This is a genomic window from Antarctobacter heliothermus (assembly GCF_900188425.1).
Taxonomy (GTDB): domain Bacteria; phylum Pseudomonadota; class Alphaproteobacteria; order Rhodobacterales; family Rhodobacteraceae; genus Antarctobacter; species Antarctobacter heliothermus.
Genome location: NZ_FZON01000032.1, coordinates 41,851 through 54,935 on the forward strand (window position 1 = coordinate 41,851; position 13,085 = coordinate 54,935).

At 65.5% G+C, this 13,085-nt stretch carries 13 protein-coding genes; 7 read left to right on the forward strand and 6 right to left on the reverse strand.

What is annotated here, in order from left to right:
- Positions 1-306, forward strand: a complete 306-nt coding sequence (locus tag CHB90_RS15785) for a hypothetical protein (protein ID WP_089278825.1) — start codon at positions 1-3, stop codon at positions 304-306.
- Here the strand turns inward: CHB90_RS15785 and CHB90_RS15790 are convergent, their stop codons facing one another.
- Entirely contained in the window at positions 307-1,212 is a 906-nt protein-coding gene (locus tag CHB90_RS15790) for a LysR family transcriptional regulator (RefSeq protein ID WP_089278826.1), read from the reverse strand.
- Between the two features lie 103 nt (positions 1,213-1,315).
- Between CHB90_RS15790 and metF the strand changes: the two genes are divergently transcribed.
- A complete protein-coding gene (gene metF / locus CHB90_RS15795; protein WP_089278840.1) occupies positions 1,316-2,185 on the forward strand; it encodes a methylenetetrahydrofolate reductase [NAD(P)H] in 870 nt (289 codons plus the stop codon).
- Between the two features lie 58 nt (positions 2,186-2,243).
- Here metF and CHB90_RS15800 read toward each other — a convergent pair whose 3' ends face one another.
- The 5 genes from CHB90_RS15800 to CHB90_RS15820 all read right to left on the reverse strand — a co-directional run bounded on the left by CHB90_RS15800 (position 2,244) and on the right by CHB90_RS15820 (position 8,782).
- Complete coding sequence (locus CHB90_RS15800) at positions 2,244-3,401, reverse strand: Gfo/Idh/MocA family protein (RefSeq protein ID WP_089278827.1); 1,158 nt, start codon at positions 3,399-3,401, stop codon at positions 2,244-2,246.
- Between the two features lie 42 nt (positions 3,402-3,443).
- A complete protein-coding gene (locus tag CHB90_RS15805) occupies positions 3,444-4,544 on the reverse strand; it encodes a Gfo/Idh/MocA family protein (RefSeq protein ID WP_089278828.1) in 1,101 nt (366 codons plus the stop codon).
- Positions 4,545-4,606: 62 nt separating this feature from the next.
- Positions 4,607-5,518 carry a 3-dehydrocarnitine:acetyl-CoA trimethylamine transferase BcoG gene (gene bcoG, locus CHB90_RS15810; protein ID WP_089278829.1) on the reverse strand — a complete coding sequence of 304 codons (912 nt, stop codon included), beginning with the start codon at positions 5,516-5,518 and terminating at the stop codon, positions 4,607-4,609.
- Entirely contained in the window at positions 5,508-7,622 is a 2,115-nt protein-coding gene (locus tag CHB90_RS15815; RefSeq protein ID WP_089278830.1) for an acetate--CoA ligase family protein, read from the reverse strand. Before CHB90_RS15815 ends, bcoG begins: the two co-directional genes overlap by 11 nt.
- Positions 7,622-8,782 carry an acyl-CoA dehydrogenase family protein gene (locus CHB90_RS15820; RefSeq protein ID WP_089278831.1) on the reverse strand — a complete coding sequence of 387 codons (1,161 nt, stop codon included), beginning with the start codon at positions 8,780-8,782 and terminating at the stop codon, positions 7,622-7,624. Before CHB90_RS15820 ends, CHB90_RS15815 begins: the two co-directional genes overlap by 1 nt.
- Before the next feature lie 48 nt (positions 8,783-8,830).
- On the opposite strand from CHB90_RS15820, the gene CHB90_RS15825 reads away from it, so the two are divergent.
- The 5 genes from CHB90_RS15825 to CHB90_RS15845 all read left to right on the forward strand — a co-directional run.
- Positions 8,831-9,790, forward strand: coding sequence for a GlxA family transcriptional regulator (locus CHB90_RS15825; protein ID WP_342744966.1), 960 nt, complete (start codon positions 8,831-8,833; stop codon positions 9,788-9,790).
- An 88-nt stretch (positions 9,791-9,878) separates the two neighbouring features.
- On the forward strand, positions 9,879-10,718 hold the full coding sequence (locus CHB90_RS15830; RefSeq protein WP_089278841.1) for a transketolase: 840 nt from the start codon (positions 9,879-9,881) through the stop codon (positions 10,716-10,718).
- Between the two features lie 14 nt (positions 10,719-10,732).
- Complete coding sequence (locus tag CHB90_RS15835) at positions 10,733-11,788, forward strand: transketolase family protein (RefSeq protein ID WP_089278833.1); 1,056 nt, start codon at positions 10,733-10,735, stop codon at positions 11,786-11,788.
- A 120-nt stretch (positions 11,789-11,908) separates the two neighbouring features.
- Positions 11,909-12,661, forward strand: a complete 753-nt coding sequence (locus CHB90_RS15840) for an SDR family NAD(P)-dependent oxidoreductase (RefSeq protein WP_089278834.1) — start codon at positions 11,909-11,911, stop codon at positions 12,659-12,661.
- A 162-nt stretch (positions 12,662-12,823) separates the two neighbouring features.
- A partial coding sequence (locus CHB90_RS15845) for a transposase (RefSeq protein WP_170941030.1) occupies positions 12,824-13,085 on the forward strand: 262 nt, incomplete at its 3' end.

Below are 13,085 nucleotides of genomic sequence, written 5' to 3' on the forward strand. Positions count from 1 at the left end.
ATGCCGCTCAAGTGGATCACCTATGCCGCGATTCTGGCGACCGTCGCCTTGTTGGTTGCGGGGGTCAGCACGTTGCCGCCACTGACAGAGGGTGGTTTGCCGCGCAGCGGTCCGCCGCCTTACGGTGCCGCCTCGGCCCCGGCGGACCCGGAGGCGTTTTGCCGGGCCAGCATGACCGGCGTCAATTGCGCCTGTTTTGCCCAGAAAGCCGCCGAGGTTATGAGCGCACCGCACAGGCCGGTGCACGGAATCACCTATGCCAACCGTTGGGATCTCGCCCGCGCGCAGGCCGGGGAAAGCTGTTGATCACGCGTTCTGCAAACGTCGCGCCTCGTCACCCGCAAGCTGAACCAGCAACTTCATATAAGGTTTTTCCAGATCCTCGGTCCGCACCGCCGCATACAGCCGCCGCGTCAGCCCCTGTTCCGTAAGCGGGCGCGTTACATAGTCTGAGCTGTATTTGACCTCGCGCACCACCCAATCGGGCAGCACCGACACCCCCCGGTTCGACGCCACCAGCAACAGGATCACCGCCGTCAGTTCGACCTGTCGGATCGCCGCCGGTTCCACCTTGGCGGGCGTCAAAAGCTGGCTGAAGATATCCAGCCGCGAGCGTTCCACCGGATAGGTGATCAGGGTCTGACCGCGAAAATCCTCTGCCTCGATAAACGGCTTGTCCGCCAGCGGGTGCGTGGCCGAGGCCACAAAGACCGGGCTGTAGTCGAACAGCGGTACAAAGGTCACGCCGGCCAGGTTCTCGGGGTCCGAGGAGATCACCACATCCACCTCTTCCTTCATCAACGCGGGCAGCGCGTCAAAGGCAAGACCGGGGCGAATGTCCACATCCACATCGCCAAATTTCTTGCGGAACCCTTCCAGCACCGGGAACAGCCATTCGAAACAGGCGTGGCATTCGATGGCGATGTGCAGCCGCCCGGCCTTGCCCGACCGCAGCCCCTCGAACTCATCCTGCAAGGCCTCGACCTGCGGGAGGACCTGTTCGGCCAGCCGCAGAAGGCGCATCCCGGCCGCCGACAGCTTCATCGGTTTTGAGCGCCGCACAAACAGCTCGACCCCTGCCTGATCCTCCAGCCCCTTGATCTGATGGCTCAGCGCGGATTGGGTGATGTTCAGCTGCTCCGCCGCGCGCGCGACCCCACCCGCGTCATGAATCGCCTTGATGGTCCGGAGGTGCCGGAATTCGATATGCATGGGAAACCCGTGTCCGCCTCATGTTGATCTTGAGATTTATGAGTTTGTCTCACAATGCCGCATGTGCGACAAGGGTGGCAACTCAACACAGGACTTGTCCAACATGCAGCGCCCAGAGATCTCATTCGAATTCTTCCCGCCCAAAAACATCGAAGCCACCTTTCGCCTCTGGGACGCGGTGCAGGTTCTGTCGCCGCTGGCGCCGCGCTTTGTCTCTGTCACCTACGGCGCGGGCGGCACAACCCGTGACTTGACCCGCGATGTGGTTGCGACCCTGCACAAACATTCCGGCCTGCGCACGGCGGCGCACCTGACCTGCGTGAACGCCACCCGCGCCGAAACCCTTGCCATCGCCGAAGGCTTTGCCGAGGCCGGTGTGACCGACATCGTATCGCTGCGCGGCGACCCGCCCAAAGGCTCCAACGGGTTTGAGGCGCATCCCGACGGTTTTGCCAATTCCATCGAGCTGATCGAGGCGCTGGCCGAAACCGGCAAGTTCACCCAGCGCGTCGGCGCCTACCCCGACCGTCACCCGGAGGCCGCCAGCCAGCAGGCCAGCATCGAGTGGCTCAAGCGCAAGCTGGACGCCGGCGCGACGGAGGCCCTGACCCAGTTCTTTTTCGAGGCGGACACGTTTTTCCGCTTCCGCGACGACTGCGCCAAGGCGGGCATCGACACCACGAAACTGGTGCCGGGCATACTGCCGATCGAAAACTGGAACGGCGCGCGCCGCTTTGCCGAAAGCTGCGGCACGCATATTCCCGCATGGGTGTCGGACGCGTTCGACAAGGCCCAGCGCGACGGGCGTGAGGATCTGCTGGCCACGGCCATCTGCTCTGAACTCTGCACCAACCTGATCGAGGGCGGCGTGGACAAGCTGCATTTCTACACGCTCAACCGCCCGGAGCTGACCCGCGACGTCTGTTTCGCGCTGGGTGTCACACCCGACGTCAGCCTGGAACAGGTGGCCTGAGCGCACACCGCGCCGTATGCCCCCCGCCCCGGGCCTGACCCGGGGCCTCCCCTCTCCCTTACCGGAACATCGGCGGACGGGCATCCATCCAGACGCCCTGATCCTTGCCGCTTTGCGCCACGGCAAAGACCGCCGCCATAGACCGCAATCCGTCCTCGGCGCGCGGGTACAGATCCGCCGCCGGGCCCATATCGCGGCCCTCCTTGCGGGCGCGGATCGCCTCTGCCAGATCGGCGTAGATATTGGCAAAGGCCAGCGGCATCCCCTCCGCATGGCCCATCGTCACCCGGCTGGCGCGGTCCGCCTCGGGCGACAGCCCCGGCCCGCCCCGTTCCATCACCTCCAGCCGACCGCCCAGCGGCATCCAGTACAGCTGGTTCGGCTGCTCCTGCGCCCAGCGCAGCCCGCCCTTTTCGCCAAACACCTGCAGGGTCAGCCCGTGCTGCCGCCCCAAGGCAATGGACGAGGTCCACAAACGCCCCGCAGCCCCGCCGTCAAACCGCAGGTTGACCTGCGCGTCATCCTCCAGCACGCGGCTCTCGATACAAGACACCGTATCCGCCGACAGCCGGTCCAGCTCTTGCCCGATGACAAAGCTCGCCATGTGCAGCGCATGAATGCCGCAATCGGCAAACTGCGCCGACACGCCCGCCTGAGCCGGATCATAGCGCCAGCGCACGCGCGGGTTGTCCGCATCCGCCGCATCGGCGTGATGGCCATGGGCGAACTCAGCGACCACCATGCGCACCCGGCCCAGATCTCCGCGCGCCACCATCGCCCGCATGTGCCGCACCAACGCATAGCCGGTGTAGCCATAGTTCACCGCGCAGATCCGCCCGGTTTCCCGCGCAAGGCCGACAATCTCTTCGCCCTCTTCAACCGTCATGGTCATGGGCTTTTCGCACAGCACATGAAAGCCTGCCTTCAGATAGGCCTTGGTGATCTCGAAATGGGTGGCATTCGGCGTCGCCACCGTCACCAGATCAATCCGGTCGTCGCGCCCCTGCTCGCCCGCCAGCATCTCGCGCCAGTCGCCATAGGCGCGATCAGACGCCAGCCCCAACCGCTGACCATAGGCCCGCCCCGCCTCTGCCCGATGATCCAGCGCACCGGCGACAAAATCAAACGCCCCGTCCAGCCCCGATCCCAGCCGGTGCGCCGGGCCGATCTGACTGCCCTCACCGCCACCGATCATGCCCCACATCAGTTTCGCCATGCTCTCTCCTCCCGCCATGCCCCCCGCATGACCTGTCGTTTTTCAAAATTCGGCGACCTGCGCCCATCCGCCCGACACAGCAGAGGCCCGCGCCGCCGCAATGACCCGGTGCACCTCGACCCCGTCCGCAAACGTCGGCCAGACCGGCGCGCCGCTGTCGATGGCGGCCAGAAAATCCTTTGTCTCGATGATGATCTGGTCCTGATAGCCGGTGCCATGACCGGGTCCGAGGCAAAACGGTTTGTAATCCGGATGCGCCGGGCCGGTCAGCACCTTGGTGAATCCCGCCCGCTCTGCCGGGGCGTCGCCATCGCAAACCCACAGCGCGTTCTGATCCTCTTGATCAAATCGCACAGCGCCCTTTTCCCCTGTCACCTCATAGGCATAGCCCATCTTCTTGCCCGTCGCCACGCGGCTGGCAAACAGCTGCCCGCTGGCCCCACTGGCAAAGCGCAGCGTCATCAGAACCTGATCGTCATTGGTCACCGTCACGCCATTGCGCTGCGGGAACACCGTCTCCATCACCGCAAAGACCTGCGCGATCGGCCCGCCCAGCGCCAGGGCGGCATTGATCGGATGCGGTGCCAGATCCCCCAGACAGCCGTTGGCGTCCCCCTGCGACCGCCACGGCGGCAGGATCGAGGTCAGGTGAAAATCCTCTGTATGCTCAATGCGCAGATGATGGACCCGGCCCAATTCCCCCCGGGAAATCAACTGCCGCGCGAACTGCGTCGCAGGTGTCCGGCTGTAATTATACGCCACCGAATGCACTACACCGGCTTGCTCCGCCGCCGCCAGCATGGCCCGCGCCTCGGCCAGATCCAGCCCCATGGGCTTTTCGCAAAGCACCGACTTGCCCGCCGCAAACGCCGCCTTCGCAATCTCCAGATGGGTGGACTGCGGTGAGGCGATCACAACCGCCTCCACCTCGGGATCATCGACCAGCGCCCGCCAATCCCGCGCGCCGCGCTCAAAGCCGTAAGCCTCGGCATAGCGCGCGCCGCTCTCAGGCGACGCCCCCGCGATGGCCACCAACCGGGGCTTCAAACGCGTCTCGAACACCGTGCCTACGGCGGCAAAAGCTGCGGAATGCGCCTTGCCCATATAGCCGCCGCCGACAATGCCAATCCCGATCCGGGCCATAACGTCCCCTCCCCCCATGCGCGTCCAGCAACCCTTGCGCCCGCGCTGACAGGGGACAAGAGCTATTTCGGCGCGCGCTTGGTCAGGCCCAGTTTTTCTCTCACCGCTGAGGGACCAATCACCTTCGCCCCCATGTTTTCGATGATGCCCACGGCCCGCTCGACCAGTTGCGCATTCGTCGCCAGCACGCCCTTGTCCAGCCACAGGTTGTCCTCCAGCCCGACCCGCACATTGCCGCCCGCCAAAACGCTTGCCGCCACATAGGCCATCTGGTTCCGGCCCAGCGCAAAGGCGCTGAACGTCCAGTCATCGGGCACGTTGTTAACCATGGCCATCAGCGTATTCAGATCATCCGGCGCGCCCCAAGGCACGCCCATGCACAGCTGCACCAGCGCCGGACCGTCCAGAACACCCTCCTTCACCAGTTGTTTGGCAAACCACAGATGCCCGGTGTCAAAGGCCTCGATCTCGGGCTTGACCCCCAGCGCGGTCATCCGCGCGCCCATGTCGCGCAACATCCCCGGCGTGTTGGTCATGACGTAATCGGCCTCGGCAAAGTTCATCGTGCCGCAGTCCAGCGTGCAGATCTCGGGCAGGCACTCGGCAATATGCGCCACACGCTCTGCCGCACCGATCATGTCGGTGCCTGCCGCGTTCACCGGCAAAGGCGCATCGGTCGACCCAAAGGTGATGTCCCCGCCCATTCCAGCGGTCAGGTTCAGCACCACGTCTACCTCGGCGTCGCGGATGCGCTCCGTCACCTCACGGTAATAGGCCAGATCGCGCGAGGGCGCGCCGCTTTCGGGATCGCGCACATGGCAATGCACCACCGCCGCGCCCGCCTTGGCGGCGTCAATCGCGCTCTCGGCGATTTGCTGCGGCGAGCGTGGCACATGCGGGCTGCGGTCCTGCGTGCCGCCCGATCCGGTCACCGCGCAGGTGATACAGACCTCTTTGTTTATCTCAAGCGGCATCTTCGCCTCCCTCTATGTCAGTATCGCGCAAACGGATCAGCGCATCCGCCGCCACCGCCCGGTCAGGCATGCATAGCAACGGGTTGATCTCAACCTCTTCGATCCTCTCGGCATGGCCCGCGACCAAAGCCTGCACCGCCAGAACCGCCCCGGCAATGGCCGCCATGTCCGCCCCCGCCGCGCCACGATATCCCGCCAGCAGCGGCGCAATCCGCAACCGGCCCAGCGCGCCGCGCACATCCCCCTCCGTCACCGGCAGCAACAGCGACTGTGTATCGCCCAAAATCTCGGTCCAAACCCCGCCCGCGCCCAGCGTCAAAACAAACCCGTGCGCCGGATCACGCACCACGCCGACCAGCAGCTCAACAACCGCCCCGGCGACCATCTCTTCAACCAGATAGCCAGACGCCCCCATACCCCCGGCCGCCTCCTCGACTTCCGCCACGGACATCAGGTTCAACCGGACCGCCCCAGCCTCGCTCTTGTGGGCAAACCCCTCGCCCTTCACCACAACCGGAAAACCGATCCGCGCCGCCGCCTGCCCCGCCGCCGCAGGCGTCGCGACCTGCTCCAGCCCCGGCACCCTCACGCCCGCCCGCGCCAAAGCCTGCTTCGCGGCACCTTCGCTCAACACGCCACCATGCGCTTCTTCTGGCCGAAAATATCCCGGGGGAGGCGCCGCAGGCGACGGGGGCAGCGCCCCCTCCCCGCTCTCCAACAGCACCGGCCACGCCGCCACGTCCCGCCCCAGAAACGCCGCCGCCGCCACTGCCTCCAGGGCCGAGGGCACATCACACAGCGGCACAATCCCCAGGGCCACCAACCTCTCTGCCACCGCCTCTGGCAGGGTCTCGACCAGGCTCGACAGGATCGCCATCGGCACGCTGCTGCCCAGCCCAGCCAAAGCCTCGATCACCAAATCCCAATCCGCCACGGAACATCGGTCGCCGCGCGGAAAATCCAACACCACAACCCCAAGGCCCAGATCCGCCCCCTCGATCATCGCACCGAAACAGGCCCGCATCGCCGCCACATCGCCCCAGATATAGGTATGGTAATCCAACGGGTTGGCCAGCGCCACCTTCGCCCCCAATGCCGCGCGCAATCCCTCACGCTGCGCTGCGCCCAACGGTGGGAACTCGACGTCGTAGCCCAGCCCGGTGTCCGCCATCAGGCTGGCCTCGCCGCCCGAACAGGAGGCCGACACCACCCGGTTCGACCGCAATGGCCCGGCCACATGCAGGATCTTCAACACCTCCAGCAGCGCCGACAGCGACGTGACCTGCGCCACCCCGATCCGCCGTAAAAACGCCCGCGCGCCCGCGTCGTTGCCGGTCAGCGACGCCGTATGCGACACCGCCGCCGCCCCCGCCTGCTCTGACGCACCCAGCTTCAACGCCACAATCCGCTTGCCCAAATTCCGCGCCCGCGCCGCCAGCGCCTCAAAGCCGCGGACATCCTTGATGCCCTCGATATACAGGCCCAGCGCGGTGATCCGGTCGTCCTCCAGCAACGCCATGCCCAGCGCGCTCAGATCCACCTGCGCCTGATTGCCAACAGTGCCCAGAAACCCGATCGGCAGGCCCCGCCGTTGCATGGTCAGGTTCAACGCCACGTTAGAGCTTTGCGACAGGATCGCCACGCCGCGCTCGACCGGCACCATCCCGTGCTGGTCCGGCCACAACGCCACCCGGTCCAGCGCGTTGAGAAAGCCGTAACAATTCGGCCCCAGCACCGGCATGTCGCCTGCCGCCGCAGACAGCGCCGCCTGCAAATCCGCGCCATCGGCCAGTTCCGCCCGCGCTTCGGCAAAGCCGGAGGCAAAGCAGATCGCCCCCCCAGCGCCGCGTGCCGACAACACCCGCACCGCCGCGACCGTGGCCTCACGGTTGATGCCGATAAACACCGCATCGGGCGCTTCCGGCAGATCCTCGATCCGCGCGAAAGCAGGCAAACCCCCAACCTCGTCTCGCCGCGGATGCACCGGCCAGACCGGTCCGTCAAAGCCCATCTTGCGACCCTCGCGGATCACGTTTTCGCACCACGCCCCGCCACCGATCACGGCGATGGAACGCGGGTGCAACAGGCGCGACAGATCGCGCATCACGCGCCCAGTGGCCGGAACAACTCCCGACCGATGATGTGGCGCTGGATCTCTGACGTGCCGTCCCAGATGCGTTCCACCCGCGCGTCGCGCCAGAACCGCTCGATCGGGAAATCGTCCATCAGGCCCATGCCGCCAAAGATCTGCAACGTGGTGTCCGTCACCCGCGCCAGCATCTCTGTCGCGTACAACTTGGCCGAGGCAATCTCGCGGTTTGCAGCCAGCCCCTGATCCAGTCGCCAGGCCCCCGCCAGCGTCAGCCAATCGGCGGCGTCGATCTCCGTCACCATATCGGCAACCTGAAACGACACGCCCTGAAACTTGGCAATCGCCTGCCCGAACTGCTTGCGCTGCGCGGCGTACTCCACCGCCATGTCAAAACACCGCCGCGCCCGGCCCACACTGAACGCCGCAACGGTCAGACGCGTGGCATAGAGCCATTCGTTCATCACCTCGAACCCGCCATCAACCGCGCCCAGAACCTGCGCATCCGGCAGGCGGCAATCGCTGAATTCAAGGATGCAGTTGTTGTAGCCGCGATGGCTGACGGACCGGTATCCATCGCGCACCGCAAACCCCGGATGCCCACGGTCCACCAGAAAACAGGTGATCCGCTTTTTCGGTCCTTTCGGCGTCTCATCCACCCCCGTGGCGATGAAGACGATAAAGAAATCCGCATGGTCCGCGCCGGAAATGAAATGTTTGGAGCCATTGACCACCCAATCGCCCCCCTCCCGCACGGCACTGCATTTCATGGCGCGCACGTCTGACCCGGCATCGGGTTCGGTCATCGCCAGTGCATCCATCCGCTCACCGCGCACCGCAGGCAGCAGATAGCGTTCCTTCTGTTCACCCTCGCAGGCCATCAGGATGTTCTGCGGGCGGCCAAAGAAATGCGTCAGCGCCATCGACCCGCGCCCCAATTCCCGCTCGACCAACGTGAAATCAAGGTGGCTTAGCCCCGCGCCACCGACCTCTTCGGGGAAGTTGCAGGCGTAAAATCCCAGGTCGATCACCTTGCGCTTGATCTCGTCGCCCAGCCCCTCGGGCACCGCGCCGGTGCGCTCGACCTCCGCCTCATACGGATAGATCTCTTTCTCGACAAAACTCCGCACGGTGGAGACGATCATCTCCTGCTCATCGCTCAACCCGAACTGCATCGCGCTCTCCCTTGCCAGTCGAGGTCACTAGACTGTAGATCGGCACAAATGAGTATGCAGAACACAGCGCAAACCCGGCAGGACGCGACACGCACCGTCGCGGTTCTGCTGTTTCCCAATTTCTCCAATCTCTGTCTGGCCAATGCGGTCGAACCGCTGCGCGCCGCCAATACGCTGGCGCGGCGGCCGCTGTATCGCTGGCAGTACATCGGCCTGACACAAGACACGCTGACCTCGTCCTCCGGGCTGCCGGTGACGCCAGAGGAAACGCTGGCCCGCCATCCGGGCGGCGACTATCTGCTGCTCTTGCCCAGCTACGACTACCAGGCGCAGGCCACACCGGACACCCTGCGGGCGCTGCGCGCCGCCCGGCGGCGGTTTGGCACGCTGGCCGGTCTGGACATGGGCAGTTGGCTGCTTGCGGCGGCGGGTCTGCTGGACGGGCGACATGCCACCCTGCACTGGGATGAACTGGACCGTTTTGCCGAAACCTTTCCAGAGGTTGGGGCGCACTCTGAACGGACCGTCAACGACGGCGACATCCTGAGTTGCGGCGGCGGAACCACCGCCTTTGAACTGATGCTGGACCTGGTGGGACAGCACCACGGCCCGATGCTGCGGCTAGAGGTGGCGGCGCTTTTCATGCACGGCGAACACCCCGCCCAGTCCGACCTGCCGCCACGCCTCAGCGACGATCAACTGGTCAATGCGGCGGTCGCCATCATGCGCCGCAATATCGAGGCCCCATTGCCGGTCGCCGCCGTGGCGCGGCGTCTGAACGTCACGCTCCGCGCGCTGGAGCGCCGCTTTCGTGACGTCCTCGGCGGCGGACCGGGCGCTACCTACCGTGCGCTCCGCCTGAACGCGGCCCATCGGCTGGTTGAACAGACCACCCTGTCGGTGAATGAGATCGCCACCCGCTGCGGGTATGAGGACGCCTCGGCCCTGACCCGCGCCTTTCGTCTCAGCTTTGGCACAACGCCCCGCACCCTGCGAAAGACATCGTAAGGTTGTCTTGGCGCTTGCACTTGGGCGGGTTCGCGGTATGACAGATCTCAAACACTAATATATCAGATGCGGGTGAGGGGATGTCATGATGCTCCACGACGGCTCAAACATGAGCCTTGCGCGCCGCGCATGGTCGATCCGCAAACTGGCCCTGCGCATGGCCGAGGTGCAGGGACAGGGCTACATCGGGCAGGCGCTTGGCGTGGCCGACGTGCTGGCGGTCAGCTATTTCCACGCCCTGACCTACCGCCCCGAAGACCCCGCGTGGGAGGGGCGCGACCGATTTTACCTGTCCATCGGCCACTACGCCATCGCGCTCTATTCCGCGATGATCGAGGCCGGCATCCTGCCCGAGGATGAATTGGGCACCTACGGCATGGACGACAGCCGGATGCCGATGTCCGGCATGGCCGCCTACACGCCGGGGATGGAGATCACCGGCGGCTCGCTGGGCCACGGGCTTGGCATCGCCGTCGGTGCCGCGCTGGGGCTGAAACGCAAGAAAAACCCTGCCTTTGTCTACAATCTGATGTCGGACGGCGAACTGGGCGAAGGATCGACCTGGGAGGCGGTCATGTCCGCCCGCGCGCACGCATTGGACAACCTGATATGCGTCGTGGATTTCAACGACCAGCAGGCCGACGGGCCGACAACACAGGCACTGGCCCAAGGCGACGAGGCCCCGAAATGGGCCGCCTTCGGCTGGCACGCGCAAGAGGTCGACGGCAACGACATGGACGCGCTGGTCGCGGCCTTCGACACCGCCCGTACCCTGACCGATCCCCGCCCCCGCGTCATCATCTGCCGCACCCGGATGTGCAAAGGCGTGCCCTTTCTTGAGGACCGCGAGATCACCCACTTCGTGCGCGTGGACCCGTCGGAATGGGCCCGCGCCCTCGCCCATCTCGACGCCAACGTCCCGGACTGAACAGGAGCACCGCCATGCCAGACGCCCCCATCGGCGCGCACTCCCGCCGCAAACCCAAATCCACCCCGCGCACCCTTCCCACCTCGGACAGCGGCGCACGCCTGACCACCTCGGCCATGATTGCCTCGCTGGACGCCGAGGGGCGGCAAACCGTCGCCGCGCCCTTTGGCCATGCGCTCTGCGAACTGGCGAAAACCCGGCAGGACATTGTCGGCCTGACGGCGGACCTGTCGAAATACACCGACCTGCACGTCTTCGCCAAACAATACCCCGACCGCTTTTACCAGATGGGCATGGCCGAACAGGTGATGATCTCCGCCGCCGCAGGCCTCGCGCGCGAAGGCTTTACCCCCTTCGCCACCACCTACGCGGTTTTCGCCTCGCGCCGCGCCTATGACTTCATCTGCATGGCCATCGCCGAGGAAAACCTGCCGGTCAAGATCGTCTGCGCCCTGCCCGGCCTGACCACCGGCTACGGCCCCAGCCATCAAGCGACCGAAGATATCGCCATCTTGCGCGGCATGCCCAACCTGACCATCGTCGACCCGTGCTGCGCCACAGAGATCACCCAGGCCACCCACGCCATCGCCAACCATCCCGGCCCGGTCTACATGCGCCTGCTGCGCGGACAGGTGCCCGACGTCTTGGGCGACTACGGCTACACTTTCCAGCTGGGCAAGGCACAGGTCATCCATGGCGGCAGCGACGTGCTGTTCATCTCCACCGGCTTCATGACCATGCGCGCGCTGGACGCCGCCCGCGCCCTCAAGGCAGACGGCACCGACTGCGCCGTCCTCCATGTGCCGACGATCAAACCCCTCGATACAGACACCATCCGCACCGAGGCCGCCAAAACCGGCCGCCTTGTCGTCACGCTGGAAAACCACTCCATCACCGGCGGTCTGGGAGAGGCGGTCGCCGCCGACCTGATGCGCGCAGGCATCCACCCCACCTTTCACAGCATCGCGCTGCCGGATGAATTCCTTGACGCAGGCGCCCTGCCCACGCTGCACGACCAATACGGCCTTTCGGTCAATTCCATCACCACCCGGGTCAAATCCTGGCTCTGACCCGCCCTTTTTTCTGTCCAAAAATATCCCGGGGGAGTCGTCCGCAGGCGACGGGGGTCATGCTGAAAGCATGCCCCTGGCATGATGCCCCCTCACCGACCAAAACACGGAACAACAGCCATGCTCCTGAACCACAAGACCGCCCTCATCACCGGTGCCGCCAGCGCGCGGGGCCTGGGCAAGGCCACCGCCAAACTCTTTGCCGAACACGGCGCGCGTATCGCCATCCTCGACCTGAACGCCGAGGCCGCCCGCACCGCCGCCGCCGACCTGCCCGGTGAGGGCCACATCGGCCTGCCCTGCGATGTCACCAGCAAAGCCCAGTGTGAGGCCGCCGCGCAGGCCGCCATCGATGGGTTTGGTCAGATTGACATCCTGATCAACAACGCCGGCATCACCCAGCCGCTGAAACTGATGCAGATCGAACCGGAAAACTACGACGCGGTGACAGACGTGAACCTGCGCGGCACGCTCTACATGTCTCAGGCGCTGATCCCGCACATGCGCGCCCGCAAGACCGGGGCCATCGTCAACATCTCCTCCGTCTCCGCCCAGCGCGGCGGCGGCATCTTTGGCGGGCCGCATTATTCGGCGGCCAAGGCGGGCATCCTTGGGCTGACCAAGGCGATGGCGCGCGAACTGGCCCCCGACGGCATCCGCGCCAACGCGGTCTGCCCCGGCTTCATCGCCACCGACATCACCGAAGGCAAACTGACAGACGAGATGATGCAGCAGATCCTGTCCGGCATCCCCATGGGCCGCGCCGGGGTGGCCAGCGACGTGGCGGGCTGCTGCCTGTTTCTTGCCTCGGATCTCTCGGCCTATGTCACCGGGTCAGAGGTCGACGTAAATGGCGGGTCTCTGATCCACTGACGCGAAAAGGCCCCCGCGTCGGCCAGCCCCTACCCTTCGCAGTGCAGCATTCGGCGCAACCGCTTGCGAGCGCGAAGGCATGTCGGGCCAAGGCTCCGGCTTTGTTGCGCAAAGGCTGGTTGAGGGATTCATCTCGTGAATCCAGCGTGGTAGCTGTCCTGCATGAGCAGACCGATCCCGCCGAGCTACAAGACCAAGAACTGGCCGGCCTACAACGAAGCGCTGAAGCAGCGCGGCTCCCTGACGATCTGGTTCGACCCGGACATGGTCTGGGTGCCACCGCCGACCGGCAAGCGAGGCCGGCAGCCGCTCTATAGCGACGCCGCGATCCAGGCATGCCTGACGATGAAAGTCCTTTTCGGCATGGCGCTCCGGCAGACGACCGGGTTCGTTGAAAGCCTACTGAGCCTGGTCGGCCTCGACT

Bases quoted from the DNA above. Each gene is read 5' to 3' on its own strand.
- CHB90_RS15840 (WP_089278834.1), top strand. From the start codon at position 11,909: ATGCTCCTGAACCACAAGACCGCCCTCATCACCGGTGCCGCCAGCGCG.
- CHB90_RS15815 (WP_089278830.1), bottom strand. From the start codon at position 7,622: ATGCGCGATCTGTCGCGCCTGTTGCACCCGCGTTCCATCGCCGTGATC.
- CHB90_RS15805 (WP_089278828.1), bottom strand. From the start codon at position 4,544: ATGGCCCGGATCGGGATTGGCATTGTCGGCGGCGGCTATATGGGCAAG.
- bcoG (WP_089278829.1), bottom strand. From the start codon at position 5,518: ATGCCGCTTGAGATAAACAAAGAGGTCTGTATCACCTGCGCGGTGACC.
- metF (WP_089278840.1), top strand. From the start codon at position 1,316: ATGCAGCGCCCAGAGATCTCATTCGAATTCTTCCCGCCCAAAAACATC.
- CHB90_RS15790 (WP_089278826.1), bottom strand. From the start codon at position 1,212: ATGCATATCGAATTCCGGCACCTCCGGACCATCAAGGCGATTCATGAC.
- CHB90_RS15785 (WP_089278825.1), top strand. From the start codon at position 1: ATGCCGCTCAAGTGGATCACCTATGCCGCGATTCTGGCGACCGTCGCC.
- CHB90_RS15800 (WP_089278827.1), bottom strand. From the start codon at position 3,401: ATGGCGAAACTGATGTGGGGCATGATCGGTGGCGGTGAGGGCAGTCAG.
- CHB90_RS15825 (WP_342744966.1), top strand. From the start codon at position 8,831: ATGAGTATGCAGAACACAGCGCAAACCCGGCAGGACGCGACACGCACC.
- CHB90_RS15820 (WP_089278831.1), bottom strand. From the start codon at position 8,782: ATGCAGTTCGGGTTGAGCGATGAGCAGGAGATGATCGTCTCCACCGTG.
- CHB90_RS15830 (WP_089278841.1), top strand. From the start codon at position 9,879: ATGCTCCACGACGGCTCAAACATGAGCCTTGCGCGCCGCGCATGGTCG.
- CHB90_RS15835 (WP_089278833.1), top strand. From the start codon at position 10,733: ATGCCAGACGCCCCCATCGGCGCGCACTCCCGCCGCAAACCCAAATCC.